Origin of the sequence: Okeania sp. SIO2B3, assembly GCF_010672525.1 — a bacterium.
Lineage (GTDB): Bacteria > Cyanobacteriota > Cyanobacteriia > Cyanobacteriales > Microcoleaceae > Okeania.
In genome coordinates, this window is sequence record NZ_JAAHGH010000012.1 from 57,337 (window position 1) to 82,599 (window position 25,263).

Genomic DNA, 25,263 nt, shown 5'->3' on the forward strand with positions numbered 1-25,263 from the left:
TTTGCGTAGCATTCCGATAGGAAAGTTCCTCCGATAGGAGGCTAACTGATAACTGAAATGACCTCTCCTTAAAATAGATAAGATTGGCATAATTGTTATTTTTTCTTGATTTATTTTTTAAAGAAGAGGACTTAAATCTTACAGAAAATTCTAGCAAGGGTGAGGTATACCTCGAAGCGAGCAAGATGCCCACACTGGAATCATTAAATTGTTAATTTCTGTACTTCAGAACTTCGGAAACTGCTGTAATTATTCAGTAAATTTTTAAAAGTTTTCCTCACTTACCTAATACTTTATGTTAACTGTTATTTGCTGTATACGATAAAAGTTTACTGCTCTATCTAACACCTAACTTTGAAAGCAAAGAAACAAATAACAAAAGAAGGAAAAACTTGTAGTTAAAAATTTGACTAACTAATAGTTATTCAAGATTAATTTGAAGGATATAGTAGTCGAAGAAAAGGCGAGGACATATCAAAAGCTTAAAACTCAGACAATGCCAGATTTTTCCTTCTTCCTTCTTCCTTCTTCCTTCTGCGTATAACCTATGAAATTTCCTCCCTCACCTATTTTCCATCACGATATTTCCTAGTAAGAGTTTCATATAGAATCTGGTTATATAGGTAAGCATTCAGCGGTCAGCGTTCAGCTATCAGCTTTATTACCTTTAGTGGACAATTTCAGCTCGTTGTTCTTGTGCTTCAATTCTTTGTTAAAAAATGTAGTAGAAGTTAAGCAAATACTTGGTTCATTCATTAAAAAGCTGTTTGCGCGGCAGTCCGCAGGAAATGCTTACTTATATAGCTTATATACATGTTGATAATTCTATAATTACTTCAATATTTAATCTCCCCCTACTCCCCTACTCCCCTACTCCCCTACTCCCCACCCCTAACTATACAACAGTCCTAAGAAGGTAAAAGCTCTGGCATAACTCGACGCAAAAAACTAATAATCATTGCAGTCAAAATACCTTCTATTCCCATCAAAGGAATATGAGAAATCATTAATCCATAAATTACTCTCTGCTCTAAGACAGTATCAAACCCAGAAGGTACATTTGTAATAATTATCGTAAAAAATATTAAACTAGAAACTCCAATAGCACTAGCTCCAGCAATAAATCCAAAAATACTCATAGATAAATTTTCCTTAATTCCATTTCCTAAAATATGACGTAGCTGAAATATTTGATAAGCCAAAAGTGCAGGTATTCCCATAATTAAAGCATTAATTCCTAAAGTAGTTAAACCACCATGCCCAAACATTATTGCTTGAAAAAATAGACCAACCAATATAGCTGGAAAAGCATAATAACCCAAAACAGTTCCTAACAAACCATTGAGTACTAAATGAACGCTAGCTGGTGGAATAGGAATATGAATACTAGAAGCCACAAAAAAAGCTGCTGTTAATAAAGAAGCTTTAGGAATGCTAGCTTGAGGATTTGGTAAACGATTAATTTGGCGTAGAGAATACCAGGTAATTAAAGAAGTAATTCCATAGCCACTAATACAGAGTTGAGCAGGCAAAATGCCTTCTGAAATATGCATTATTAAAGATTTAAAATTATCCTGACAAAGGTCAAATATGAAAGAAGATTACTGCGTTATTTATCAGCATTTCCTGCCGAATACTTCGCAAACAACCGTCAGCTATTAGCTAGCCTCCTAGGTCAGAACTGCGGACTTCAGCTATTAATTTTCGGTCCGCGTAAAAGCAACCTTTGAAATTGAAAAAGACTAAAAAGTTATTGTCAAAGTCCCAGGACAAAACCTGAGAAGTAATTATTCATTACTAATTACTGATAGCTGAATGCTTACCGAATAATTAATAATTAATATAGTAATTAATAATTAAATAATTCTGGTTTAAAGCCTCCCCTTTTAAGGGAAAAAAAGCGGTAGTTTGCGGAGCATTCCGTAGGATGGGATGGATGGATTTCCTAACCATATCCAATCGAATAAGAGAAGAAATAATATTTCCTTATATTCAATTCCGTAACGGTTTTAACCAGAGATAATTATCAATTATCCATTAATAAACATTATTCTAATGTTCTTCTTGCGGTCGGTCTTGAGTTTTAAATCGCCAAAAAAATAAACCAGTTCCCACAAAACCCCACATAGTACAACCAATCATTAATCCTTTTTGTAGTGGGTTATAATCATTAGAAATATTTGCTAAATACTTGTGGTTTTTGCTGACATTATGATGATGATAATTGTTAGATTCGTCTACTTGAAAAGGAATACTGACTAGCCCACCGTGACCAGCTTGACGCACCTTAATTTCCCAAGTTCCAGACAGAGAAGAATCAGGGTAAAAAATAAAATTTCCTTGCTCATCAGTTGTACCTTTTAACCAAACTTTATTTGGTTCGATAGGAGCATAAACTGTGACAGAAGCATTAGGTAAAGGAGTGCCAGTATCGTAAGTAGCATTAATCTTAATTGCCTGAGTAATTTGATGCTGAATTTTCACTCCATGAGCGATGGCTTTTCCCTGTAAACTTACTGAAGATAAAAATATTAAAGGAATAACAAATTGCCATTTCATATCTTACCTATGGATAATTTTTACCTTAGCAATCTTGCCATTATTTACAATTAAATTGGATTTATTTTATAGAAATTCCCGAATTACTAAAATTAGCCAATTTAATTGATTAGATTTCTTACAAGGCTAAAAGTCCAATAAATTACCGTAAGCATTTCCTACGGAATGCTTAAAAATTACCAGACAAAAATTATCTTTGACTTTTTAATTTTGACTGACTAATGACTCATAACAATGGCCTTCACCTACATGACCCAAACTGGGTAAAATTGCCATTAACTTTTGGTAGTCATCAGCAGAAAGTTTGCTTTTCAATGTAGCCATATCTGCTTCAACTTTTCCTGCTTCAGCGATCGCTGCTAGAGGTGCAAAACCTAATGCTTCTTGATTAATTTCTTCATCTAAGGCCACATTACCATCACCGAAAAGATGGTCAAAATGGAATGTTGCTTCCAATTCAGCAGTATCTCCACCTTGGAGAATACCTTTGCGCTCATCCCCAACAAAATCTCCACAGGTAAATTCTAGCTCCTGGTCAACTTTCAAGGTGAAAGGTATAGTCTGACCATCTTTAGTTGCTGTGCCATCGATTAATAAAGAATAACCCTGAGCTGGGCCAACTGTTGCTTTGAGCATTTTCCAAGAGAGAGCATTGTAGCGACCTGGAGGTGCAGATACCTCGCTTACCAAAATAGCTTCCGCAGTTTCATCCCCCTCTGCCAAGTCTACTGTTTTAGTTTGAGCAAGAATGACTTTTTCTTTTGCCTCTGGTTTTCCTCCCGTTTCAGCATTATAGGGTGGGTCTGTTTGGTAGGCAGTGACTTCGACTAAATTCGCGTAGAGTTGGTCAAATGTTACTTTCCACCCATCTTTAGTAACGAAACCTTCTCTGACAAAGTCTTCTCCATTGGCACGAAGTTGGAGAGTGCCTGGAGTATTTTCAGTTGTTTGGGTTTGACAACTGCTCAGTAGGACACTAGGGATGACAAAGGCCAATTTTAACCATATTAAAAGCTGTTTTCTCATCTTCATTACTTATTACTTAGTTCTATGGATAGGATTTTGAAAGTAAGCAAATTTTTAGGTATGGCATTTTGATTTACAGAGAATTATCTTTTCTGTGGCGGGTTTAAGACCCCACCCTCAAGGGGGTTATATAGTGCTGCGCGCAGGCAACAGCTCCGGAAAGCAACAGGGGGAATAAAAAGTTTATCATATAAGACTTTTAGCTATTGGACACCTCCTGCAATTTGTAAATATGCCAGCGCACATTGCTATAGCAGTGGAAGGAAAGGTGAGGACAGATCAAAAGCTGAAAACTCAGACAACGCCAGATTTTCCCTTCTGCCTTTTTCAAGGACACCAGTGACCATTTTTCTCAAATATTGCTGATTTTTTTGGCCTTGATGATTTACATATCTATGTTATTTAGTAAACACTTTTTTACAAAAATTAACAATCCCCAGGGAGGGCATTATAGCGCTACGCGCAAGTCAGAAGTCAGAAGTCAGAAGCAATCCCTGACTGAGTTTAAGTGTTTATAATTTCCCTAACCTATTTTGTGTAGTGCTATATGTGGACAAAATAATAATTAAGTTTTAAAATTTTTTTTGAATGAGGCAGAAGGCATTCCCCCTTTCAAAGCTATCCCTTACCCATAAGTATTAGTAGAAGTATTGCAGGGTGGAGAGATGGTTATAGTAGCAACGCCAGAGAAATCAAATAGCACACCCATTCGTTATTCACTTTTAGCCACCTCTGTCATTATTTATCTTTTAAAGATTTAAAATTACTTTTAAACTTTGAGTTAATAACTATTACTATCAAAAATAAGATGATAGGATTATGACTTTAATAAAGATAAAATAAAAAAAACTAATATGTAAAAAATTGTCAATATTTTTAAGACCCCTTACAATATTTAATTGTCTTAGCATGAGCCAAAAAACTTACTTAACTCATATGATGAATCACTTTCGTTTTCTATCCTTATCTGGAATCATTGCTAGTTTAATCGCCATGAGTTCCTGTGCAAATACAACTACTCCAACTGTAGATCCTAACGCTAGTCCTAATAGTTTAAATTCATCAGTATCTACTGCTACTGACAACATGAGCAAAATAGATATAAATGATGCTTCAGACTCAGACTTAAAAAAATTAGCAATCAAGTTAAACATACCGGAGCTACCAGAAAAAATTAAGGAAAATCGTCCTTACAAAGATATTAATGAACTGGCGGTCAAAGAAGTTATTAGTCCTCAACAATTAGACTTTGTGAAGAATGATATAACTGTTGCAAAACCCAGCCCATCACCAGAAGAAGAAGAAGAAGAAGAAGAAGAAAATTAATATAAGCATTTCCCAGGAAATGCTGTGCAAACAGCCATCAGCTATTAGCTATCAGCAATTAATTTTGGGGAAGGTAAAAGCAACCCGATCGACATCTGAAAAAAAATCTGCTGATTGCTAACTGCTGAGTGCTGAGTGCTTCTTTAAATAAAAGTTAAAATCATGTATTTTTGGGATTAAATATATATAATTCAGAAGTGACAATTAAGCTGAACAAATTAAGAATTGAGACACTAAAATGATAGAACTTAATACAGAAAAAGCTGTAGAGTTATTAAACTCTATTATGGAATTTGAACTAGCAGGTGTGGTGCGCTATACTCACTACTCCCTCATGGTAACAGGACCTAATCGCATACCAATTGTACAATTTTTTCAAGCCCAAGCAAATGAATCTTTACTTCATGCTCAACAAGCAGGAGAAATATTAACAGGTTTAGAAGGTCATCCCACATTAAAAGTCGCTCCAATTGAAGAAACAAATCAACATTCAGTACCAGACCTTTTAAAGGAAAGCCTTAACCATGAAGCTAAAGCTTTAGAACTATATAAAAGCTTCTTACAAATTGTAGAAAACGCAAGTATATATTTAGAAGAATATGCTCGCACCATGATTGGTCAAGAAGAGTTACATAACATGGAAATCAAAAAAATGTTGCGTGACTATAGTTGATTAATTTAACTTAGAGTAGATATCTAAAATTATCATAGCAATCCGTCTAAAAAATGTGAATATCTGCCCAGAAATTACATATTATTTAGGACTAGAGAAAGAGCAATCGGATTGCTTCATTTTTATCCAATACTAAAGAAAAATATCAACTATTTTGATTAAAAAAAATCGATTATTTACCAAAAATTATCCGCTTTTTTATTGCTAAATATTTATTCATCTTAATTAGGTATAGCAATCAGGAATTAGTTGTGAGAATTGAGATATTCCTTAAAAGTATAGAATATAGCAATTATTATTTTTATATGATACGTTTTTTTCTTCTTCTGTGTTCCCTGTTCCCTGGTCTCTGTTCCGTAAAAGTTTTCAATATCTCACAACTAAAATCATATTGCTATAAAGAAGGAAAAGATTTAATCCACTTTTGATTAATACTCCAATCCAAAACAAGGCCAACCACAGCAAAAGCCACTACACTTTCTATTCCCAAGACCATTAAAGGCCATAAATCAAGAAATGTATCCCCATAACTTAATCCCACATCAATTTGTCCCAAACCTCTGACACTACCAAAGGCCACTACTGCTCCAGATTTTAGATGGGGGTTGCTATCCTGACGGATAATATAACGATAAGTCACGCCAAACAGAAATCCACTAATAAAAGCGATCGCCCCCTGAAACAAAACATTCCAGCTTAGAGCTATTGTTTCTAAATCTGCCAATAACTCAAACTTATGGGCCAAAAATAGGCTGTTGCCGAAAGCGATCGCCCCAGAGGTTAAAAATAGGGAAATACCAGCTATAGTTCCTGCTTTGAGAGATTCTATTCTTTCTGTGAAGGTAAAATTTGATGAGTTATTGACCATATATTATATCTTTTTATTGATTACCATCAGTTTTTTGTCTCACTTAATCTTATCTTGTTTTTCAGACGGCTTGACATACTTAAATTTATACATAAATTGCGATAAACTTAATATTATTATCCTGTTTGATACTTTTGATTTTTTCATCTAGTCAAAATACCCTAAATCAAATATTATAAAGTTTGGAGTAAATGTTTATCTTTTTCTAAATTGTAGTTATGGATATTTTGTCATTAGGCTGGGTTTCACTTTTAGTTGTGTTCGGTTTCTCTATTTCTATGGTAGTCTGGGGTCGTAACGGTTTCTAGAAACTAAGCATCAGTTTTTATAAACCTAATTTTTTTTGATGCGATCGCACTAAATACCTTTTCTGAGCAATACCAGTAGATGGGGTAGGTCTGTTACCTCTCCCCATCAACTTTGGGAAATAACATTGCTTAACCAATAATTATTTATATAAAATTCCTCCTCATCTCCTCAAGCAAATATCCATCAATAAATATAGGTAATATAATGTTCCCCCTCCGGGGGAGCTACGCTAACGGACGGGTCAGTTATAATAAAATTTAAGGACTCCGGGTACCGACAGTACCAAATAAATACTGAAATTATCAATACCCCATCTCCAATATTTCCTGTGTATTCCTCCTTTCTTCCCCTCCCCTCCTGGGAGGGGTTAGGGGTGGGTTGGGAGGGGCCCGCGGGTGGGTTGACTCCTGACTCCTAACAACAGTTATTTATAAGTATTCAACCGTTAGCGTAGCTTCCCCCTCCGGGGGAACATGATATAAGCAGAATTACTTTTATCGCTACTTATTGACAAAAATAGAAAATAACTATATTGTAATTATTGACTTATTAATAAAAAGTGTCAATAATCTTCTAAAACTATGGCTAATCCCCTAGAGCCAGAAAAATCAGTAATTTGGAACAGACGGCAATTCCTAAAGCTAGGTTTAGTAGGTAGTGGAGTAACTTTAGCTGGCATTACCACTCAATATATTATACCTGCATTGTCATCATCACTCGAAGCTAGGGCAGCCATCAATACTATAGAATTAAATCCTACAAATACCCTAAGAGAATTTGATTATGGAATTATCAAACAAGAAAACGGTCGTCAAATCCGAGAATTTCAGATTAAAGCAATTAATTCTAAATTACAACTAAATCAAGCAGTATCCTTTATTAGTTGGAACTATAATGGTCGGGTGCCTGGGCCAACATTACGAGCAACAGAAGGGGAACGAGTCAGAATAATTTTCGAGAACGAAGGTGGTCACGCCCACACAATGCACTTCCACGGTATTCATCCAGCAGAAGTAGATGGAGTGCGTCCAGTGCGTCATGGGAAAACAACCATTTATGAATTTGACGCTCAACCTTTTGGCGTTCATCTCTATCATTGCCATATTACCCCAGTAACTCGTCATGTCACTAAAGGGTTGTACGGAATGTTTATTGTTGACCCTCCCAACTCTCGTCCCCCTGCAGATGAGATCGTATTAGTAATGGGAGGTTATGACACTAATGGTGATGGCAAAAATGAGCTTTATGCTTTTAATGGTTTGCCAAACTATTACAAAACCCATCCGATATCAATTCAGCAAAATCAACTGGTACGTTTGTATTTACTGAATATGATTGAGTTTGACCCGGCCGCAACATTTCATATTCATGCAAATTTTTTCCGGGTTTATTCTACTGGTATGAGTCTTAAACCCTCACAAGAAACAGATGTAATTACTATGGGAACTGCGGAAAGACATATTCTAGAATTTTCCTATCCCTATCCAGGTAAATATATGTTTCATCCCCACCAAGATGCAATTGCAGAAAGTGGTTGTATTGGTCTGTTTGAGGTTTTGTCTCAGACTTGAAATTTTGAGTAAATTATCAATTTATCGGGTAATTAATTATGGTTAAAATAAATTCAGTTTTCCGTTATTTGTTTGTTGGGTTTGTTACTACTTTATTAGCGATCGCTTTTCATCCTAATATTCAGCCAACTATGAGTAATAATTCTATGTTTTTGTCTACTCCTAGTTTGGCTGTTGATTCGGAAAGTAAAGATGTTGACTATATGACAAACTTGGGATTAATGAAGGGGCATTTATTAGTAGGAAAAGAATTAATTGCAGCCGGAAAAGTAGACCAGGCAAAACCTCATTTTGGGCATCCGGTAGAAGAATTATATATAGATATTGAAAATCAGTTGGATGAGCGGGGTGTTAAACAGTTCAAAAGTAGCCTTAATAATTTGAATGATTTTGTAGTAGCTGGTGCTGGAGATACTAATAAATTGAATAGTATGTATGAAGAAACTGTGCAGGAAATTGATACAGCTATTTCTAATTTGCCAGATGAAAAACGTCAAAATTCAGCATTTGTACTACAGGTGATTAATGGATTATTAGATACTGCTGGAGCAGAATATGAAGCTGCAATTATTGATGGAAAAATTGTCGAAATTATTGAGTATCAAGACTCACGAGGCTTTGTTGACTATGCAGAGATTTTATACACAAATATAGCGGATGAAATGGCGAGTAAATATTCTGATATTGATGAAAAAATACAAGCAAATATGACAGAATTAAAAAAGGCTTGGCCTTCTGCTATAGCACCAGAAACAGCAGCGATGAAACCTGCTAAAGTATCACAGTTAATTGAGGAAATTAAGCAGAATAGTTCAACAATTAATAATTAATAATTAATAATTAATAATTACCTCTTCTTGAAAAGAAGAGGATTGACTAAAAGGAAAATTTTTTCTCTCTTGGTCGATTGGATATGGCTCCGAGACCTCGCCATCCCACCCTGCGGGAAGCTGCGAAGATAGACCACTTGTTTCTCCTTTAAAGGAGAGGCTTTAAACCTTAATTATTCGGTAATTTCAGTTATCAGTTATCAGTTAGCACACTATAATCGGAACTGCCTAAATATTGCTGGAGCTTTGACTATATCAATAGACATCTCCAATAATAAAAAATCAGATCAATTATCGCACAGAAATTATTAATTCTTTCCCCCTACTCTGTACGGACGTTGCATGCAACGTCCTACTCCCTCTTTTGGTCGAGATGTCTAATAGATATCTCCATAAATTAAATACTCAAATTAGAGCTTTGATCGACTATTTATACTGTCGCTCACAAACTAGAACAGTTCCCTTTTCTCCCCGTGTAATGCGAAGTTCTTCATCTAAATAAAGCATTTCTAAACGACCTTTAGGCGATCGCTTCATCGTAAAAGAAATTTCTCCTGTTTCTGTATTCATACCTTTAGGTAGCACTAACCCAAACATCAACTTTAAAAATACAGACATTAATTGTTCTTTTAAACCTTTCTTTGATGATTTATCTTGACCAAATATATCTTTCCAAATTGACAAATTTTCACCCTTTTGTGGAGTTAAAGTTCCTCCGGTAAATTCGACTTGTAAGGTCTTATTATCGGCAGGATAACAAACACCTAAATTACGAACAATACCTTTTAATGGTGGGAATAATTCATCAATAATACTAAACTCAACTACAATATCATGGCTACGTTTTTTCCCTTCTCCTAACAACACAACAGGTTGTCTAACAGAATCAATAACTAACTTTAAATTGGTAGGTTCAAACATATTAAATGCTAACCTTCCCAGAGTATAAGCATATTTACCATTAGAAAGTTTTTCTCCTTGAGGAAAAGAAGGGGCACTAATTAATAGCCAATCTTGAGATTCTAGAAGGGAGCTATGGGTAGGGTCTACTATCGGGTTAAGTTGAGAAAGTTGGTCAATTTTTTCCTTAACATTCTGCTGTTTAACATCTCCATCATAGGTCTTCAAAACTTCTCTCAAAGCAATTTTTGTTTCAAGTATTGTTGCTATATCATTCATAATTTTTTCCACAGATTGTAGATTAATATCATGTCCGGATAATTAGTGATCAAAAAACTTTCTCCTTCTGATCCTGTTCTTTTTCTTCCTCCTTCTTTCTTCCCTCCTGACTCAGTCCTTCTGACTTCCCCTCCTGGGAGTGGCCCGCGGGTGGGCTGACTCCTGAGGACTCCGTCGTTATTTATTTTATAACTGTTCAACCGGACATAATATAATTACCTGTATGAAATTAATTTAACATCAATAGCGTAGAGGTTTGCTCTCCAAACCAGGGCTGAATTTTGTAGTAATACATGTCCGGATAATTAGTGTTCAAAAAACCATTACCCTTGGAACCTTTTTTTCCCTTCTGCCTTCCTTCTTCCAAAGTGTAAGTATTCAACCGGACATGATATAATAGAGGAAGCAAATCTTCCTAAAATTATTTGACATTTAATTTTGTCTGCTTATTTAGAATAATCTATAATATCATGTCCGCACTTTATCGTTTGTGTAAAACCAAAGGTGAATATCTACAGGAAATTTAAGTTTTTTCAAGCTTTTAAGCCTTCTCCCTTCTTCCCTCTTCCCTCTTCCTTCTTCCTTACTTTCGCCCTGACAATACCGATGCTACCAGACATCATATAAATTTATACTTAAAGAGTTGAATTTTTTGTTTAATTGTGGTAATATTTTTAATATTAGGAAAAATGAAAAATACAATATTTTATCTGGGAATTATGATTGTAAAAATTGTACCTTGCCCAACTGTTGAATCACAACTAATCTGACCACCGTGTTTTTCTGTTACTATTTGATGGGCGATCGCCATGCCCAAACCCGTTCCTTTACCCACTCCTTTGGTAGTAAATCCTTGCTGGAATATTTTCGCTTTTACATCTTTGGGCATTCCCACTCCATTATCAGAAATACGCACAATTATACTATTATCCGAGCTACTTAACTCTGTGCTGATTGTAATGCAATTCGGCCTTTTTTCTATCTCTTCAAAAACTTTACCTTCATTGCTTTCATCCAAAGCATCGATCGCATTAGCCAACAGATTCATAAACACTTGATTGAGTTGTCCCGCATAGCATTTCACTGGCGGAATGTTACCGTAATTTTTAACCACTTCAATGGCTGGACGATCTTTATTTGCTTTGAGGCGATATTTTAAGATTAACAAGGTGCTGTCAATTCCCTCATGTAAATTAAACTCAGTTTTACTGGCGGTATCCTTGCGGGAAAAGATACGCAAAGATATGCTGATCTTGCGAATGCGTTCGCATCCTTTTTCCATTGATACCATTAGTTGACGAAAATCTTCCGCAATAAATTTCGGATCTAGATCCGAAATCTCTGAGATAATTGACTCTGGTGGAGAGGTATTTTCTGCATATAAAGAAAGTATAGTCAGTAAATCTTGCAAATACTCAAAAGCTGCACGAATATTCCCTTCAACAAACCCAATAGGATTATTAATTTCGTGAGCTACTCCTGCTACCAAGTTCCCCAAAGTCGCCATCTTTTCTGTTTGTATCAGTTGCAGTTGAGTCTGTTTGAGTTTCTCATAGTTGCGTTGCAATTGTTGATTTGCCTGTTGTAAAGATTGATTGAGATGCAGGAGTTGAGCATTCTGTACTGCAAGTTGTTCTGCTTGAATGCTATTGGTTGTTTGCAACTGCCTTTTAATTTGGTACAGTTCGAGGTGAGTCGCCACCCTTACGAGAACTTCTTCCGCTTGGAAGGGTTTGGTAATATAATCCACCCCTCCAACCTGAAAGGCTTTCACTTTATCAAAGGTTTCATTTAACGCACTGATAAAAATCACGGGAATATTTTCCGTAGATTCATTGCTTTTCAGTTTCTCGCAGATGTCGTAGCCATTCATTTCTGGCATTTGAATATCCAGCAGGATCAAATCTGGAGGCGAATAGGTAATCCCTTCTAAGGCAATTGCTCCCCTCGGAAAAGGACGGACATCATAGCCAGCATTTTCCAACAGATTACAGAGGAGATGCAAATTCGCTGCCGTATCATCTACCACAGCAATTTGACCGAGTGACATGGAGTCCGCATTCATCTTTAAACCTCCTCTTTGGGAATTAAATCTAAAATTGTATCGTATTCAAAGTTATGGAAACAAGTAGCGATAGCTTCCGATAAAGCCGGATTTTGTTCTGCAATAGCCGCTACCACTGCCTCGATTTTTTTCTTGCTCGCACTAATCACCGCCTGACGCAATTGCCGTTGCAGTTCTGGGGAGAGTGCTTGCAAATTTTCTGCTGTTAGTACTTCCTTTTGTTGAGCATTGTCCTCAGAGGGAGGCTCTATCTCTTCATAGATGTAACGAATTCCTATATGTTGTTCGAGAGCTTTAAAGATTTGTTCGTCTCGGAAGGGTTTGTGCAGAAAATCATCGCATCCTACCGATAATACCACCGCCCGTTCTTCCTCCAAAACACTGGCAGTCAGAGCAATAATTGTCGTCGCTTTTCCTTTGGTGCTAGCTTTAATCTTTTGGGTTGCTTCAAATCCGTCCATCACCGGCATCCGCAAATCCATCCAAATCAGATGGGGTTCCCATTCCTCCCACATTTTAATAGCTTCTTTACCATTGCTGGCTTCTTGCAACTCGAAACCCAAAGGATTGAGCAAATGGATTAAAAGCTGGCGATTGACGGGTTTATCATCGACAATGAGAATGCGATAGCGGGGTTGACCGGGTTCAAGGGCAATGATGCGACGTTTAGCCCTTAATACTTCTACATCGGTGGCTGCCACTTCTTGATATTGAATATCAAAACTAAAGACTGTTCCTTCTCCGACGCGAGAGGTAACCCTCATTTCTCCCCCCATTAACTCTGCAAATTTACGACTGATGGAGAGTCCTAACCCAGTGCCTTCCTGCGCTTGTTTGCCACTTTCAGTTTGGCTAAAGGCTTGAAAGAGCTTGTCGAGTTCTTCCGGGGCGATTCCTGCTCCGGTGTCTTCGACTGCAAAATATATTGTTTTTGGTTGTTGGATCATCCCCCCTTCTCCCTTACCCCCCTTAGTAAGTGAGGATTGCTGGCTGACTTGAATAGAAATGCCTCCTCGTTCGGTAAATTTGAGGGCATTGTTAATCAAATTAATCAGGATTTGGCGGAGTTTGACTTCATCGGTGCGAATGTAGCGGGGGAGATTTTCTGCCGGTTCTAAGAGCAACTGCAAGCCTTGATCATTGGCCTTGAGTTGGAACATATCGTGAATGTCATCGAGCAGGCGATGCAGGTCAAAGTTTTTTTCGTTGAGGGTAATGCGTCCCGCTTCGATTTGGGAGAGGTCGAGGACGTTATTAATTAGGGTTAAAAGATGCTCTCCACTGCGGTTGATAATGCCGACGCTTTCTTGATGTTCTGGGGGGAGAGTTTGAGAACGAGTCATGATTTGCGTGAATCCGAGGATGGCGTTAAGGGGCGATCGCAATTCGTGGCTCATATTGGCGATGAAGGAACTTTTCGCTTGGTTGGCGATATCGGCCTGTTTTTTGGCTTCCATTAATTCGTGATTGTTTTTTTCCAGATTCGTTGCGAGTTTGGCTGTAGTTTGGTATTGTTCAAAAAGTCGTAGATCGTGTTCAACGAGATTTCGCAGTTCTTCCATCAAATCCAAATAGTCTTTCTGGTAATCTGTCTCTTTGAAATCCATCACGCAAATTGTGCCAAAGGGAGTATTGTCAGGCCAGCTTACGAGTAAGCCATAGTAGGACATAAAACCATCTTGCGCAACCTCGGGATTATCATCCCAATATGGATCGACTTTAGCATTTTTCACGTAGAGCTTTTCACGAGTTTGCATAATTTTGCGACAGAATATATTACAATTGAGAGGAATAACTCCTCCTCCCGCAGGATAAGGATTGGACTCTTGTTGACTGGCAATGACCACCTGATATCCTTGATTTGTATGCTGCACGATAAACCCTGCAGGTGCTTGAAAAATGTTAGCCATCACATCAATGGTCTTTTGCCATTTTGCGAGGGAAATTGTGTGTCGTTCATCGTCGAGAACCCACAAATTATGATCGTAAGTGTTCATAAAGACCTCCGATTCTTTGATTGTTGACAATTAATTATTACAAAGATGATAAGCGATCGTCAAATTCAGCCAATCGGCAGCTCAATCATAAACTCTGTCCCTTTTCCGAGTTCCGAATGACAAGAGATTGCCCCACCGTGTTTTTCTTCGACGATAGACTGAGCGATCGCCATCCCTAAGCCTGTTCCTTTGCCCACTCCTTTGGTGGTAAATCCTTGCTGGAATATTTTCGCTTTTACCTCTTCTGGCATTCCCACTCCATTATCAGAAATACGCACAATTACACTATGATCGGAGTTACTTAATTTTGTTTCAATCGTAATACGATTGGGTTCTTTTTCTATTTCTTGAAAAGTTTTTCCAGGATTACTTTCCTCCAAAGCATCGATCGCATTAGCTAACAGATTCATAAATACTTGATTGAGTTGTCCCGCATAGCATTTCACTGGCGTCATGTTACCGTAATTTCTAACCACTTCAATCGCTGGACGGTTTTCATTAGCTTTGAGGCGATATTTTAAGATTAATAAGGTGCTATCTATTCCGTCGTGCAGATTAAACTCAGTTTTGGCTGCGGTATCCGTGCGTGAAAAAGTTCGCAAGGATTTACTTATATTGCAAATGCGGTCGCATCCAGCTTGCATTGACGCAATCATTTTCGGGAAATCTTCCGCAATAAAGTCAATATCAAGATCCTCTAGTGCAGTAATCATTGATTCTGAAGGAGATGTATTTTCTTGATAGAGAGACAGAGCTTGAAGTAAATCCTGTACATACTCTTGTGCTGTGCTAATATTCCCGCCAATAAACCCAACAGGATTATTAATTTCGTGAGCTACTCCTGCTACCAAATTGCCCAAGGTTGCCATTTTTTCACTTTGAACTAATTGCAGTTGAGCTTCTTGTAAATCTTTGAGAGCTTGTTGCGCTTGTTGATACAATCTGGCATTTTCAATAGAAATCGCTGCTTGAGCGCAGAGGGAATCGAGAATTTCTACGCGATCGCTAGTAAACACATCAGCAGTTAAACTATTTTCTAAATAGAGAATGCCGATTAATTTTCCTCTCTCTAGTAAAGGTATACATAGCAAACTTTGGGGATGAAAACGTAGTAAATAGCGATCGGCAGCAAACTGCTCTAGGGCAGCTTTGGCATCTAAAAGTACAGTTTCTGTAGTGCGTCGGACATAGTTAATCAATCCTACGGGTAAGTCAATAGTATCTTCTAGGGGAATGGATTGATTTAATGAATCTATGGTTAATTTACTGCTATCTTCAGTACGATTGGCGATCGCTTCTATGGTCAATCCGGTTTCACTGGTTAATAATAATGCACCTTTGGTAGCTCCGGCATTTTCGATGATAATCTTCATTACTGTTGATAGCAGACGTTCTAGTTCAATTTCTCCCGATAGGGTTTGGGAGGCTTTTAAGAGGGAAGAAAAATCGAGAATGGAGGAAATATTGGCAACAGTTGCGGTTTGAGAATAAGAATTGCTGGTAATTTGAGAAATGCTTGTGCTTGAGGTGGAAGAGACGCGATTGGTGGTAGCGATATCGCGTTGCAAAATTGGCTTTAACAGTTCGGGGTAACGTTCTTCTAGATCGTTCGTCTTCGCCTTTGCTCCCCATTGAGCATAGCAATAGTAAGCTTCTTGCATATGAATGACAGCATATTTTTCTTTGCCCCAGTCGAGGTAGAATTTAGCGAAGAGTTCGTTACTTAGGGCTTCTTCTTGGATATATTTGGTTTCTTTTGCTCCAGAAATTGCGCGGTCATATAGCTCAATCGCTTCTAGTTTATTGCTCAGTACGCGATGTTTTTCTGCTTCAACAAGGCACCATTTATGGAGATAGTTTGCCGGAACATAACTTGCAAAGTCATTCAGAATTGCTTGATTGGCTGTAATCTGTTTGAGAATAGTTTGACGCTTGATTTCTGTTTGCCAATCAAACTGGATGAGCATCACCAAAGACTGGTAGAAGTGGAAAAGTGGAACGAGTGGCGTGGCAATTGCTCCTCCTAAATATTTTTGCGCGACCGCGAGACTTCGAGATGCGTGGTCGTATTCTTGAAACAGATAACAAAGAAGCCCTCGATTAAAGTTTAAATAATATAGAGCCGTCAGATCGTTAGCTTCTTGGTGAATGGGTAACATTTTATCTTCGTCATAAGCTTTACCTACAAGCAAACAAGGATTTTGAGAGCATCCCAGCAAATTCTGTACGGCTTGACGATAGATCTCAATATAGTTTTTGGAAGTTGCCTGTTTAATGCGTTCTACCCCATGACTATAGGCGGTGATCTCTTGTTCGAGTTCAGATAATTCCTGACCGCATAAGTAAGAATACAATGAGTAATACAATGCTCCATAACCAGCAAATTCAAGGTCTCCCGTTTCTAGTCCTACTGAATAGGCAGTTTTTAAACCTTCAAAAGTTGTTCGTAAATGTTCTTTGTTATGCTTGACATGAGCATTAATAATGTGAAACGTTCGGGCAGCATAAACTTTATCACTTTTTCGCAATAGCTTAGATGCCAGCTCGCCAAATTGATAGCCAACTTCAATATCGTTGCACATTCCACACAACACTAAGCCTTGATCGGCGTAGGCAAAAGCAGAAACGGAAGAATTGCCGTACTTAATTGATAAATTGACTTGTTCAAAAGTGATTAATGGCATCAACATTGGTGCCGCTTTATAAGCCGCACTGCAAATACTTGCGAGAATCCGAATGGCTGCAATTGCTCTGGGTTCGGTTGCCGTTGGTAAGTTCACTAGAGTCGAAGGCGCACGACCTCGCAAGTTTTTCCGTACTTCATCTAACCAAAGCTCGACATGGAAAGACTCTGGATTTTCTGGGAAACTACGAATCTCTAGTTTTTCCAGAATAATCATTGCGGTATCTATTGCTTCTTGGAACTTAAGTTGAGCTTGTAATGCCTGGATTATGATCTCATAAATCGCGATCGTATCAAGTAAATCTTGAGCGTTCTTTAATCCGATATCAGCAAACTCCTCCATCTTTTGCAAGTCGCCATCAAGATAGAAGGACTCTGTTGCAGATTCGTATAGTGCTAAAGTCAAATCATACTGAGATGTCCAGCAATCAGCCTCTAGTAAATCTATCCCTAACAACAAATACTCAAGAGCTGACTCGTAAGCAGTTGCAGCTTTTGCTTTGCACCCTGCTTGCAAATTAAGCTGACTTAACTTTTGCCTCTCATCAGGATTAACAATTAAGCTTCTTCCTCTATTCAAGTGGTTGGTAATACCAAAAATTTTCTCTTCCCAATCTACTTCTGATGTCTCTTTTTGCAGCGAACGACCAATCTTTAAATGTGTTTCTTGTTTTCGAGCTTCAGGAATGAGAGAATAAGCAGCTTGTTGCACGCGATCGTGCAGGAAACGATAATTTACAGTAACCGTCTCTGTTGAATTAGAATCAATTTCCCCTTGGAAAAACTTGTAGGCTTCGCTAATCGGTATGACCGCCCCTTCTTGCAGCGCATTCCAAAGCTCGCTCGCTACTTCTTCCGAGGGGGTTAGACAAACAACAGCCAAAGTTTCTAAATCAAACTGGTTGCCAATACAAGCGGCCAATTTCAACACCTCCTGTGTTGCTGCGGGCAACTTTTGCAATCGAGATGCCATAAATTCCACCACATCATCGATGAGTGCAGCATCTTGCACCTTGACTAAATCGCATTCCCAAAATCCCAAGTTGGGGTTGAACACAATCAATTCATCCTCATACAATCCTTTCAAGAACTGTGTAGTGAAAAAGGGATTACCTTGGGTCTTTTGATAAACCAATTCGGTCAGAGGTTGAGCTTGTTCAGCTTGGCAACTCAGAGTTTCTGCGACAAGTTGATTGATGTGATGTGTAGATAAAGGAGCGAGAGTAATAGTTGAAATAGCCGCTTGTTGTTTCTCTAAATCTGCTAAGGTTAACATCAGAGGATGAGCAGGAAACACTTCATTATCTCGATACGCTCCTAATAGCAATAAATAGCCCGTCTCATTATCTCCTATCAATACTTTCATTAGATTTAACGATGCCGAATCCGCCCATTGCAAATCGTCTAAAAACATCACTAAGGGATGTTCTGTTGTGGTGAAAACCGCAATAAATTTCTGAAAGAGCAGATTAAAGCGATTTTGGGCGGCACTCCCGGAAAGTCCTGGGGCGGGAGGTTGTTGACCAATGACTTGTTCGAGTTCGGGAATGACATCAACAAGAACTTGTCCGTTATTTCCCAGCGCTTCCCGGATTTTGGTTTTCCAATTGTCTAATTCGGTATCAGATTCGCTGAAAATTTGCCCCATCAAACTACGGAAGGCTTGTACAAACGCAGAGAAGGGAATATTTCGATTGAATTGGTCGAATTTCCCTTTGACAAAATAGCCTCGTTGTTTCACAATCGGTTTATGAACTTCATTAACCACAGCCGTTTTACCGATGCCAGAAAACCCTGCCACCAGCATCATTTCACTTTTTCCTTCAGCCACTCCCTCGAAGGCATCAAGTAGAACTTGGACTTCGTTTTCTCTTCCGTAAAGCTTTTCGGGAATCACAAAGCGATCGGATCGATCTCTTTGTCCCAATTCAAAAGCTTCTATTTTCCCACTTTCTTGATATTGACTCAGACATTTTTCCAGGTCATATTTCAGTCCCAAAGCACTTTGATACCGCTCTTCGGCATTTTTCGCCATCAGCTTGAGAACAATATCTGAAAGGCTTGGCGGACATAAAGAACCCCCTAATACCACCGAGTTACTGAGAGGTTCTGGAGACAAGGCCAGATGAGCATGAATCAATTCTAAGGCATCATCACTCCTAAAGGGTACATCTCCCATCAGTAATTCATAAAATGTGACTCCTAGTGAATAAAAATCACTGCGATAGTCTACTGCCCGATTCATCCGTCCTGTTTGCTCTGGAGACAAGTAAGCTAGGGTTCCTTCTAAGAAATTGGGGGTTTGAACTGCTTGGGTTTCTTTCGGTAAGAGGGTAGAAATACTAAAATCAATTAATTTTACTTGTTTGGTTTCTGGGTGAATCAGTATATTGGCGGGTTTAATATCTTTATGAATAATCGAGTTATTGTGGAGTTGGTGTAGAATTTCTGACAGTTGGATGGCAATATTGAGAAATTGAGACAGACACAGGGATGCTTTTCCCTGATATTCGGCTAAGGATACCCCCCCCATATCTTCCAGAATTAGAGCGTAGCGGTTTTCGTATCGTTCCAGGGTGTATGTTTTGATGATGCCTTCTATCTCTAGATTTTTGCTAATTACATATTGATTTCTAAACTGCACCAATTCTCTAAAGGATGGATATTGATTGCGCATCAATTTGATGATGACTGATTGTCCATTCTCCACGTTATGACCGCGATAGACTTCGGTACGACTACTTTCGTGAATCAGTTCAAGGGCATGATAATTGGCGATTTTAATTGTTTTTGTCTCAATCATTGGCTTAGTTTGTTCATCGTTGAGTCTAATTTTGATTCTATTAAATCTAGTTTACTTCTTTTTTTTCGGAAACTCCAGCTAGTTAAGAATATTTACAGTTGTCTGTGTAAATCATTAGTGCAGTTGGAATACTTGCTTGCTGGTTATTGCTACAGTTGAAATAGGTGCAAGATTTTATCTGGGAATAATGATTGTAAAAATTGTACCTTGCCCAACCTGAGAATTACAGGTAATCTGACCACCGTGTTTTTCTGTGACTATTTGATGGGCGATCGCCATACCCAAACCTGTTCCTTTTCCTACTTCTTTTGTGGTAAATCCTTGTTGGAATATTTTTGCTTTTACATCTTCTGGCATTCCCATTCCGTTGTCGGCAATTCGCACTATTGCCTTCTGTTTATCCTCGCTTAACTCTGTCGTAATAGTAATTCGATTTAGTTTTTTTTCTATTTCTTGAAAGGTTTTTCCGGCATTGCTTTCATCTAAAGCATCAATCGCATTCGCCAAAATATTCATAAATACTTGATTGAGTTGCCCCGCATAGCATTTTACTGGTGGCATATTACCGTAATTTTTAATAATTTCAATAGCAGGACGGTTTTCGTTGGCTTTCAGGCGATATTTTAAAATTAATAAGGTACTATCGAGACCTTCGTGCAAATTAAACTCGGTTTTCTTATTGGTATCCGTACGAGCAAATGTTCGCAGAGATGTGCTGATATTGCGAATGATATCGCATCCCCCTTGCATTGATGCAATCAATTTTGGGAAGTCTTCAGCAACAAATTCTAGGTCGAGGTATTCTAGTTCTGTGAGGATTTCATCATCAAGGTGGGAATGTTCCCGATAGAGAGAAAGTCCTGCCAATAAATCTTGCAGATATTCTTTTGCTGCCCTGACATTGCCACCGATAAACCCAACAGGATTGTTGATTTCGTGGGCAATTCCAGTCACGAGATTACCCAAGGTTACCATTTTTTCATTTTGTACGAGTTGCAGTTGTGCCTCTTCAAGTTGTAAGTATTTCTCTTTAAGTTCTTGATTTGCCTTTTCCAGATCTTGATTGAGTGTCTTGAGTTGTCGATTTTGTAGGGCTAATTTTTCAGACTGAATAAAGTTAGTTTTTTGGAGCATTTCTCGCAAGCGAAAAAGTTGTAAATGAGTTTCAACGCGAGCTAAAACTTCTTCTGCTTGTACGGGTTTGGTAATATAATCTACTCCCCCGACGCTAAATGCTTTAACTTTGTCAAAAATTTCGTTCAATGCACTGATAAAAATCACGGGAATATCTCGCCATTGTTCATCTTCCTTGAGATACTCGCACATTTGATAACCATTCATTTGTGGCATCATAATATCCAATAAAATCAACTCCGGAAGGAAACTTTTCATTCCTATTAGTGCTAATTTAGCACTGGGGAAAGCTCTAACTTCATAGTCGCGTTCCTCCAAAAGATTGGATAATAAATGCAGATTCGCGGGGGTATCGTCAACGACAATAATTCGACCGTTATTTTCAATCATAACTAATAAATATCTCCAGAAAAGAGGGAATAGGGAACAGGGAATAGGGAATAGGGAACAGGGAATATATTTTTAGGAAAAAGGTAAGGAAAATAATTTTGTGAAGAACTTTTAGTTCTCTTGCTTATCTACAAGGGGATGAAAAAGCGGTCGAGAGATGGCGAGGAAACCTCGCCATATCTAATCGACCAAGAGAAAATAAAGTTCAATATTTCAAGACTCTGACTTTCCTACGGAATGCTGCGCAAACAGGCAGAGATACTGTTAGCGTAGCTCCTCCGGAGGAGGCTAACTGATAACTGAAATGACTCCTGACTCCTAAATAATTAATATCATACACTAATTCAGCAACGCCAAGATTTTTTCATACTCGAAATTATAAAGGCATTGTTTTAAAGCCTCCCCTAACTCTTCGTCCTCCACAACAATTTTCTCCACTATACCATTCATGGTTTTACGATCTGAACTCAGGATAGCATCCTCTAATTCTCTTTGCCATTCTTTGGGTAATGTTGCTAAATTTTCTCGCGTTAATATCTTGCTTGTTAGTTTAATTTCTTTCTGATGCTCTCCTTCATAGATAAATTCTACGCCAATATGTTCTCTCATGGCCTCAAATATCTCTTCCTCTCGAAATGGCTTTCTCATAAAAGCACTACACCCTGCGGACAAGATTACCGCTTTTTGTTCTTCTAACACACTTGCAGTCAAGGCAATTATTGCTATCGCTTGTCCTTTTGTTGTCCCTTTGATCTTCTGGGTGGCTTCGTAACCATCCATGACTGGCATCCGCATATCCATCCAAATCAAATGGGGTTCCCATACCTCGAAAATTTCGATGGCTTCTTTGCCGTTGCTCGCTTCTTTGAGTTCAAAACCTAGGGGATTAAGTAATTTCACTAACAACTGGCGATTAAGGGCTTTGTCATCTACGATCAGGATACGATAGCGGGGTTGGTTGGGGGCGAGAGCAATAACTCTCCGTTTTGGTTTTTGGCTTTCTACGTTTTCGGCTTCCACCTCTTCAGCTTGAATCTCAAAACTGAAGATTGTCCCTTTTCCTACTTCGGAGGTGACTTGGATATCGCCACCCATTAACTGCACGAATTTACGGGAGATGGGCAAGCCTAACCCCGTTCCTTCTTGTGCTTGTTTGCCGGTTTCAGTTTGAACAAAGGCTTCAAATAGTTTGTCTAGTTCTTCTGGGGCGATTCCAGCTCCGGTGTCTTCTACAGCAAAGGATATCCGTTTGAGCTGGGAATTTTTGTGGTGATCAACGGTGCTAGCTCGCAGGATAACACCTCCCACTTCTGTGAATTTGATGGCATTGTTGAGCAGGTTGATCAGGACTTGACGTAGTTTCACTTCGTCGGTGCGCAGGTAACGTGGTATTCTTTCGTCTCTTTCCAGTAACAATTGCAACCCTTTGCTGTCAGCTTTGAGTTGGAACATATCGTGGATGTCTTCAAGGAGTCGGTGCAAGTCGAAGTTCTTTTCGTTGAGGGTGGTTTTACCAGCCTCTATTTTGGAGAGGTCGAGGACGTTGTTGATGAGGGTCAGGAGGTGTTCTCCACTGCGGTAGATGATGCCGACGTTTTCTTGGTGTTCGAGAGGGAGGCTTTGGGAACGAGTCATCATTTGGGCAAAACCGAGGATGGCATTTAATGGACTTCTCAACTCGTGACTCATGTTGGCAATAAATGAACTTTTGGCTTGGTTCGCCACTTCGGCTTTTTCTTTAGCGACTTCTAATTCGGCGGTTCGCTCTTGCACTCGTTGTTCAAGTTGGGTATTAGCTTGTTCTAAAGCACTAAAGGATGCTTGCAAGTGCTCAGACATTCTGTTGAAGGATGTGCCGAGATTCTCTAATTCAGTGATACCTCGAATGTCAACTTTGTGAATGAGTTTGCTTTCATTGGCGATCGCCCCTGCGGATTCTTGCAAGCGTAAAATCGGCTTTGCTATCCACTCGGATGAGAACAGACCTAGAGTGGTTGCTCCTCCTAGAGCCAGCAAACAGAGAGCGATGGTTTGGCGACGGTTGGCATCGATCTGTTCCATGAAGTCTTTTTCGGGAATGGCGAGGACAATCAGCCATTCAATACCCCGCTCGTCTTTAAGGGGAGTTACTTGCAGAAATTGACGCTCCCCATCCAATTTAAAGTCGAGTTTTTCGGTGGTTTTGATTTGGTTTAACGCGCTGAATTGCCCTAGAATATAGTCAGCACTGGCACGAGTTAACTTGTTCTGGCTTTCTGTTGCTGTGATTCTTTTGGTGACTGACTCTTGATTCTGTTTTTTAATCAGGAGGGGGGGTTCACCTGTAGATGTGGCAACTAAAGAACCATCCAATTCAACAATAAACACTTGCCCTGATTTGCCAATTCTTAGCTCTTCCAAAAAATTGCTAATGTTTTCGAGGGTTATATTGACCCCAGTGACACCCTTTACAGTTTTAGAGTCTGCTTCAAAGATAGGAGTTACAGCAGCAATTCCAATTTTTGGCTGACTCACAAACACAAAGATGGGAGACCAAACCGCTTCTCCACTTTCAACTGCCGATCTATACCAAGGACGCTCTGTCGGATCGTAATTAGGGGTTTGGGAAAATGCTCGTCCGAGATATCCTTGCTCGTCAATCTCATAAACAATTTGAGTGTAACCTGTTGATTTACCGGATAGGGTGACGATCAGATTCTTGTGATCCCCAATGATTTCCTTTTCTAAATCAAGATATTCTAATTTTTCATTAGCATAACCAATGACACTAACTGTATCGAATTGTTGAATTTGATTGAGGAAGTAACGTCTCAAGGGTAGATTGATATCAAGGGAAGAGTCTACATCCAAATAACCTTGACGAATGGCATCTAGATTAATGCGAGTGACTTGGTGAGGAACTTTTAGGAAGGAAAGGACTGTTGCTTCTACGCGTTCAGTCAGTTCTTGTTTTAACTGATCTACAACATTATTCACTGCTTGCCGTCCATTGCGAAAGGAGAACCAACCCACTAATCCCACCGCTGCAAAGATTTGCAAAATAAAGGGGATAATTAAAACCAAACGGAGGGGGAGTTTGAAACTACGTGGAGCAGTTGAGGGACTAGAGGGGGTTTTTGGTTGTAATACCATTTTCAAAAAATATTGCTACATTGGCTATTCAAGGTATTAGGTGTTAGGTATAAGAAATAAACAGTGAAAATTTTTCAATTCCCTTAAGCATCTATATTTTACAGGACTTACGCAAATTGACTTTGAAAGCACCATTTGTTGTAGGGGCGAATGGCATTCGCCCTCCCTATATGTAGAGTCTCTGCGTAAGTCCTGTTTTACTGTAACAATCTTTCTTGAATTTGGTATAACATCGGAGTTAAGTGTTGAAGTACATTGATACGGCTCTAATTTTGATAATTTCAACTGCCTGATAATTAGCAACTTCAATTGTTTTTCTCTCTATCATTGGCTTAATTTGTTCGTCCTTGAGTCTAATTTTTTTGCTCCTGAGCCTAGTTTACTTCATTTTTTTCTGACAGTCCAATTATTAGACATCTTTGCAAAATCAATAAATTGTGATAATAATGAGCAAAAAATTAATTTTTGGGGAGACAGGAGAGAGGATACAGGAGACAGGAGGTAATATCATGTCCGGTTGAATACTTATAATTAGGGTTTGCGCTCAAAAGTCTTATGGGTAAGGGTAGGAGACAACCCACCCCTAACCCCTCCCAGGAGGGGAGGGGAAGAGAGGAGACAGGAGACGGGAGAAATGTATCGGGAGCGAGGAGGTAGGATTAAGAATTGTCCTAAGATTTTTCTGTCCGAAGGTTTGCCTTTTATGCTAACATGCATG

15 protein-coding genes are annotated in these 25,263 nt (G+C 38.7%); 5 read left to right on the plus strand and 10 right to left on the minus strand.

Annotated features, from left to right (window positions below; genetic code table 11):
• Nucleotides 1–908: 908 nt before the first annotated feature.
• The 3 genes from cbiM to F6K15_RS13270 form a co-directional block, all read right to left on the minus strand.
• Nucleotides 909–1,553, minus strand: coding sequence for a cobalt transporter CbiM (gene cbiM, locus F6K15_RS13260; protein WP_293061472.1), 645 nt, complete (start codon nt 1,551–1,553; stop codon nt 909–911).
• Between the two features lie 499 nt (nt 1,554–2,052).
• Nucleotides 2,053–2,559: a carboxypeptidase-like regulatory domain-containing protein gene (locus F6K15_RS13265; protein WP_293061474.1), complete on the minus strand. Its 507-nt coding sequence runs from the start codon at nt 2,557–2,559 to the stop codon at nt 2,053–2,055.
• A 204-nt stretch (nt 2,560–2,763) separates the two neighbouring features.
• Complete coding sequence (locus F6K15_RS13270) at nt 2,764–3,591, minus strand: DUF4382 domain-containing protein (RefSeq protein WP_293061476.1); 828 nt, start codon at nt 3,589–3,591, stop codon at nt 2,764–2,766.
• Between the two features lie 930 nt (nt 3,592–4,521).
• Here F6K15_RS13270 and F6K15_RS13275 point away from each other — a divergent pair.
• Nucleotides 4,522–4,911 carry a helix-hairpin-helix domain-containing protein gene (locus F6K15_RS13275; protein ID WP_293061478.1) on the plus strand — a complete coding sequence of 130 codons (390 nt, stop codon included), beginning with the start codon at nt 4,522–4,524 and terminating at the stop codon, nt 4,909–4,911.
• 238 nt (nt 4,912–5,149) lie between these two features.
• Nucleotides 5,150–5,584, plus strand: coding sequence for a bacterioferritin (locus F6K15_RS13280; RefSeq protein WP_287521042.1), 435 nt, complete (start codon nt 5,150–5,152; stop codon nt 5,582–5,584).
• A 394-nt stretch (nt 5,585–5,978) separates the two neighbouring features.
• On the opposite strand, the gene F6K15_RS13285 is transcribed toward F6K15_RS13280, so the two are convergent.
• Complete coding sequence (locus tag F6K15_RS13285; RefSeq protein ID WP_293061481.1) at nt 5,979–6,452, minus strand: hypothetical protein; 474 nt, start codon at nt 6,450–6,452, stop codon at nt 5,979–5,981.
• Nucleotides 6,453–6,670: 218 nt separating this feature from the next.
• Between F6K15_RS13285 and petN the strand changes: the two genes are divergently transcribed.
• The 3 genes from petN to F6K15_RS13300 all read left to right on the plus strand — a co-directional run bounded on the left by petN (nt 6,671) and on the right by F6K15_RS13300 (nt 9,162).
• The gene (gene petN, locus F6K15_RS13290; RefSeq protein ID WP_124144543.1) at nt 6,671–6,760 is read left to right on the plus strand and encodes a cytochrome b6-f complex subunit PetN; all 90 of its coding nucleotides are present in this window, start codon (nt 6,671–6,673) and stop codon (nt 6,758–6,760) included.
• A gap of 582 nt (nt 6,761–7,342) precedes the next feature.
• Nucleotides 7,343–8,332 (plus strand): multicopper oxidase domain-containing protein, encoded by a 990-nt coding sequence (locus F6K15_RS13295; protein WP_293061483.1) that lies wholly within the window; start codon nt 7,343–7,345, stop codon nt 8,330–8,332.
• Between the two features lie 38 nt (nt 8,333–8,370).
• Nucleotides 8,371–9,162 (plus strand): hypothetical protein, encoded by a 792-nt coding sequence (locus F6K15_RS13300; protein ID WP_293061484.1) that lies wholly within the window; start codon nt 8,371–8,373, stop codon nt 9,160–9,162.
• A gap of 426 nt (nt 9,163–9,588) precedes the next feature.
• Here F6K15_RS13300 and F6K15_RS13305 read toward each other — a convergent pair whose 3' ends face one another.
• From F6K15_RS13305 to F6K15_RS13330, 6 genes are all read right to left on the minus strand, one after another.
• Nucleotides 9,589–10,341 (minus strand): PAP/fibrillin family protein, encoded by a 753-nt coding sequence (locus F6K15_RS13305; protein ID WP_293061486.1) that lies wholly within the window; start codon nt 10,339–10,341, stop codon nt 9,589–9,591.
• A gap of 706 nt (nt 10,342–11,047) precedes the next feature.
• A complete protein-coding gene (locus F6K15_RS13310; RefSeq protein WP_293061488.1) occupies nt 11,048–12,406 on the minus strand; it encodes a response regulator in 1,359 nt (452 codons plus the stop codon).
• A 2-nt stretch (nt 12,407–12,408) separates the two neighbouring features.
• Entirely contained in the window at nt 12,409–14,403 is a 1,995-nt protein-coding gene (locus F6K15_RS13315; RefSeq protein WP_293061490.1) for an ATP-binding protein, read from the minus strand.
• 65 nt (nt 14,404–14,468) lie between these two features.
• Nucleotides 14,469–19,889, minus strand: coding sequence for an ATP-binding sensor histidine kinase (locus tag F6K15_RS13320; protein WP_293061492.1), 5,421 nt, complete (start codon nt 19,887–19,889; stop codon nt 14,469–14,471).
• A gap of 174 nt (nt 19,890–20,063) precedes the next feature.
• On the minus strand, nt 20,064–21,413 hold the full coding sequence (locus tag F6K15_RS13325) for a response regulator (protein ID WP_293061494.1): 1,350 nt from the start codon (nt 21,411–21,413) through the stop codon (nt 20,064–20,066).
• Between the two features lie 339 nt (nt 21,414–21,752).
• Nucleotides 21,753–24,545 (minus strand): hybrid sensor histidine kinase/response regulator, encoded by a 2,793-nt coding sequence (locus F6K15_RS13330; protein WP_293061496.1) that lies wholly within the window; start codon nt 24,543–24,545, stop codon nt 21,753–21,755.
• Between the last annotated feature and the right edge of the window lie 718 nt (nt 24,546–25,263).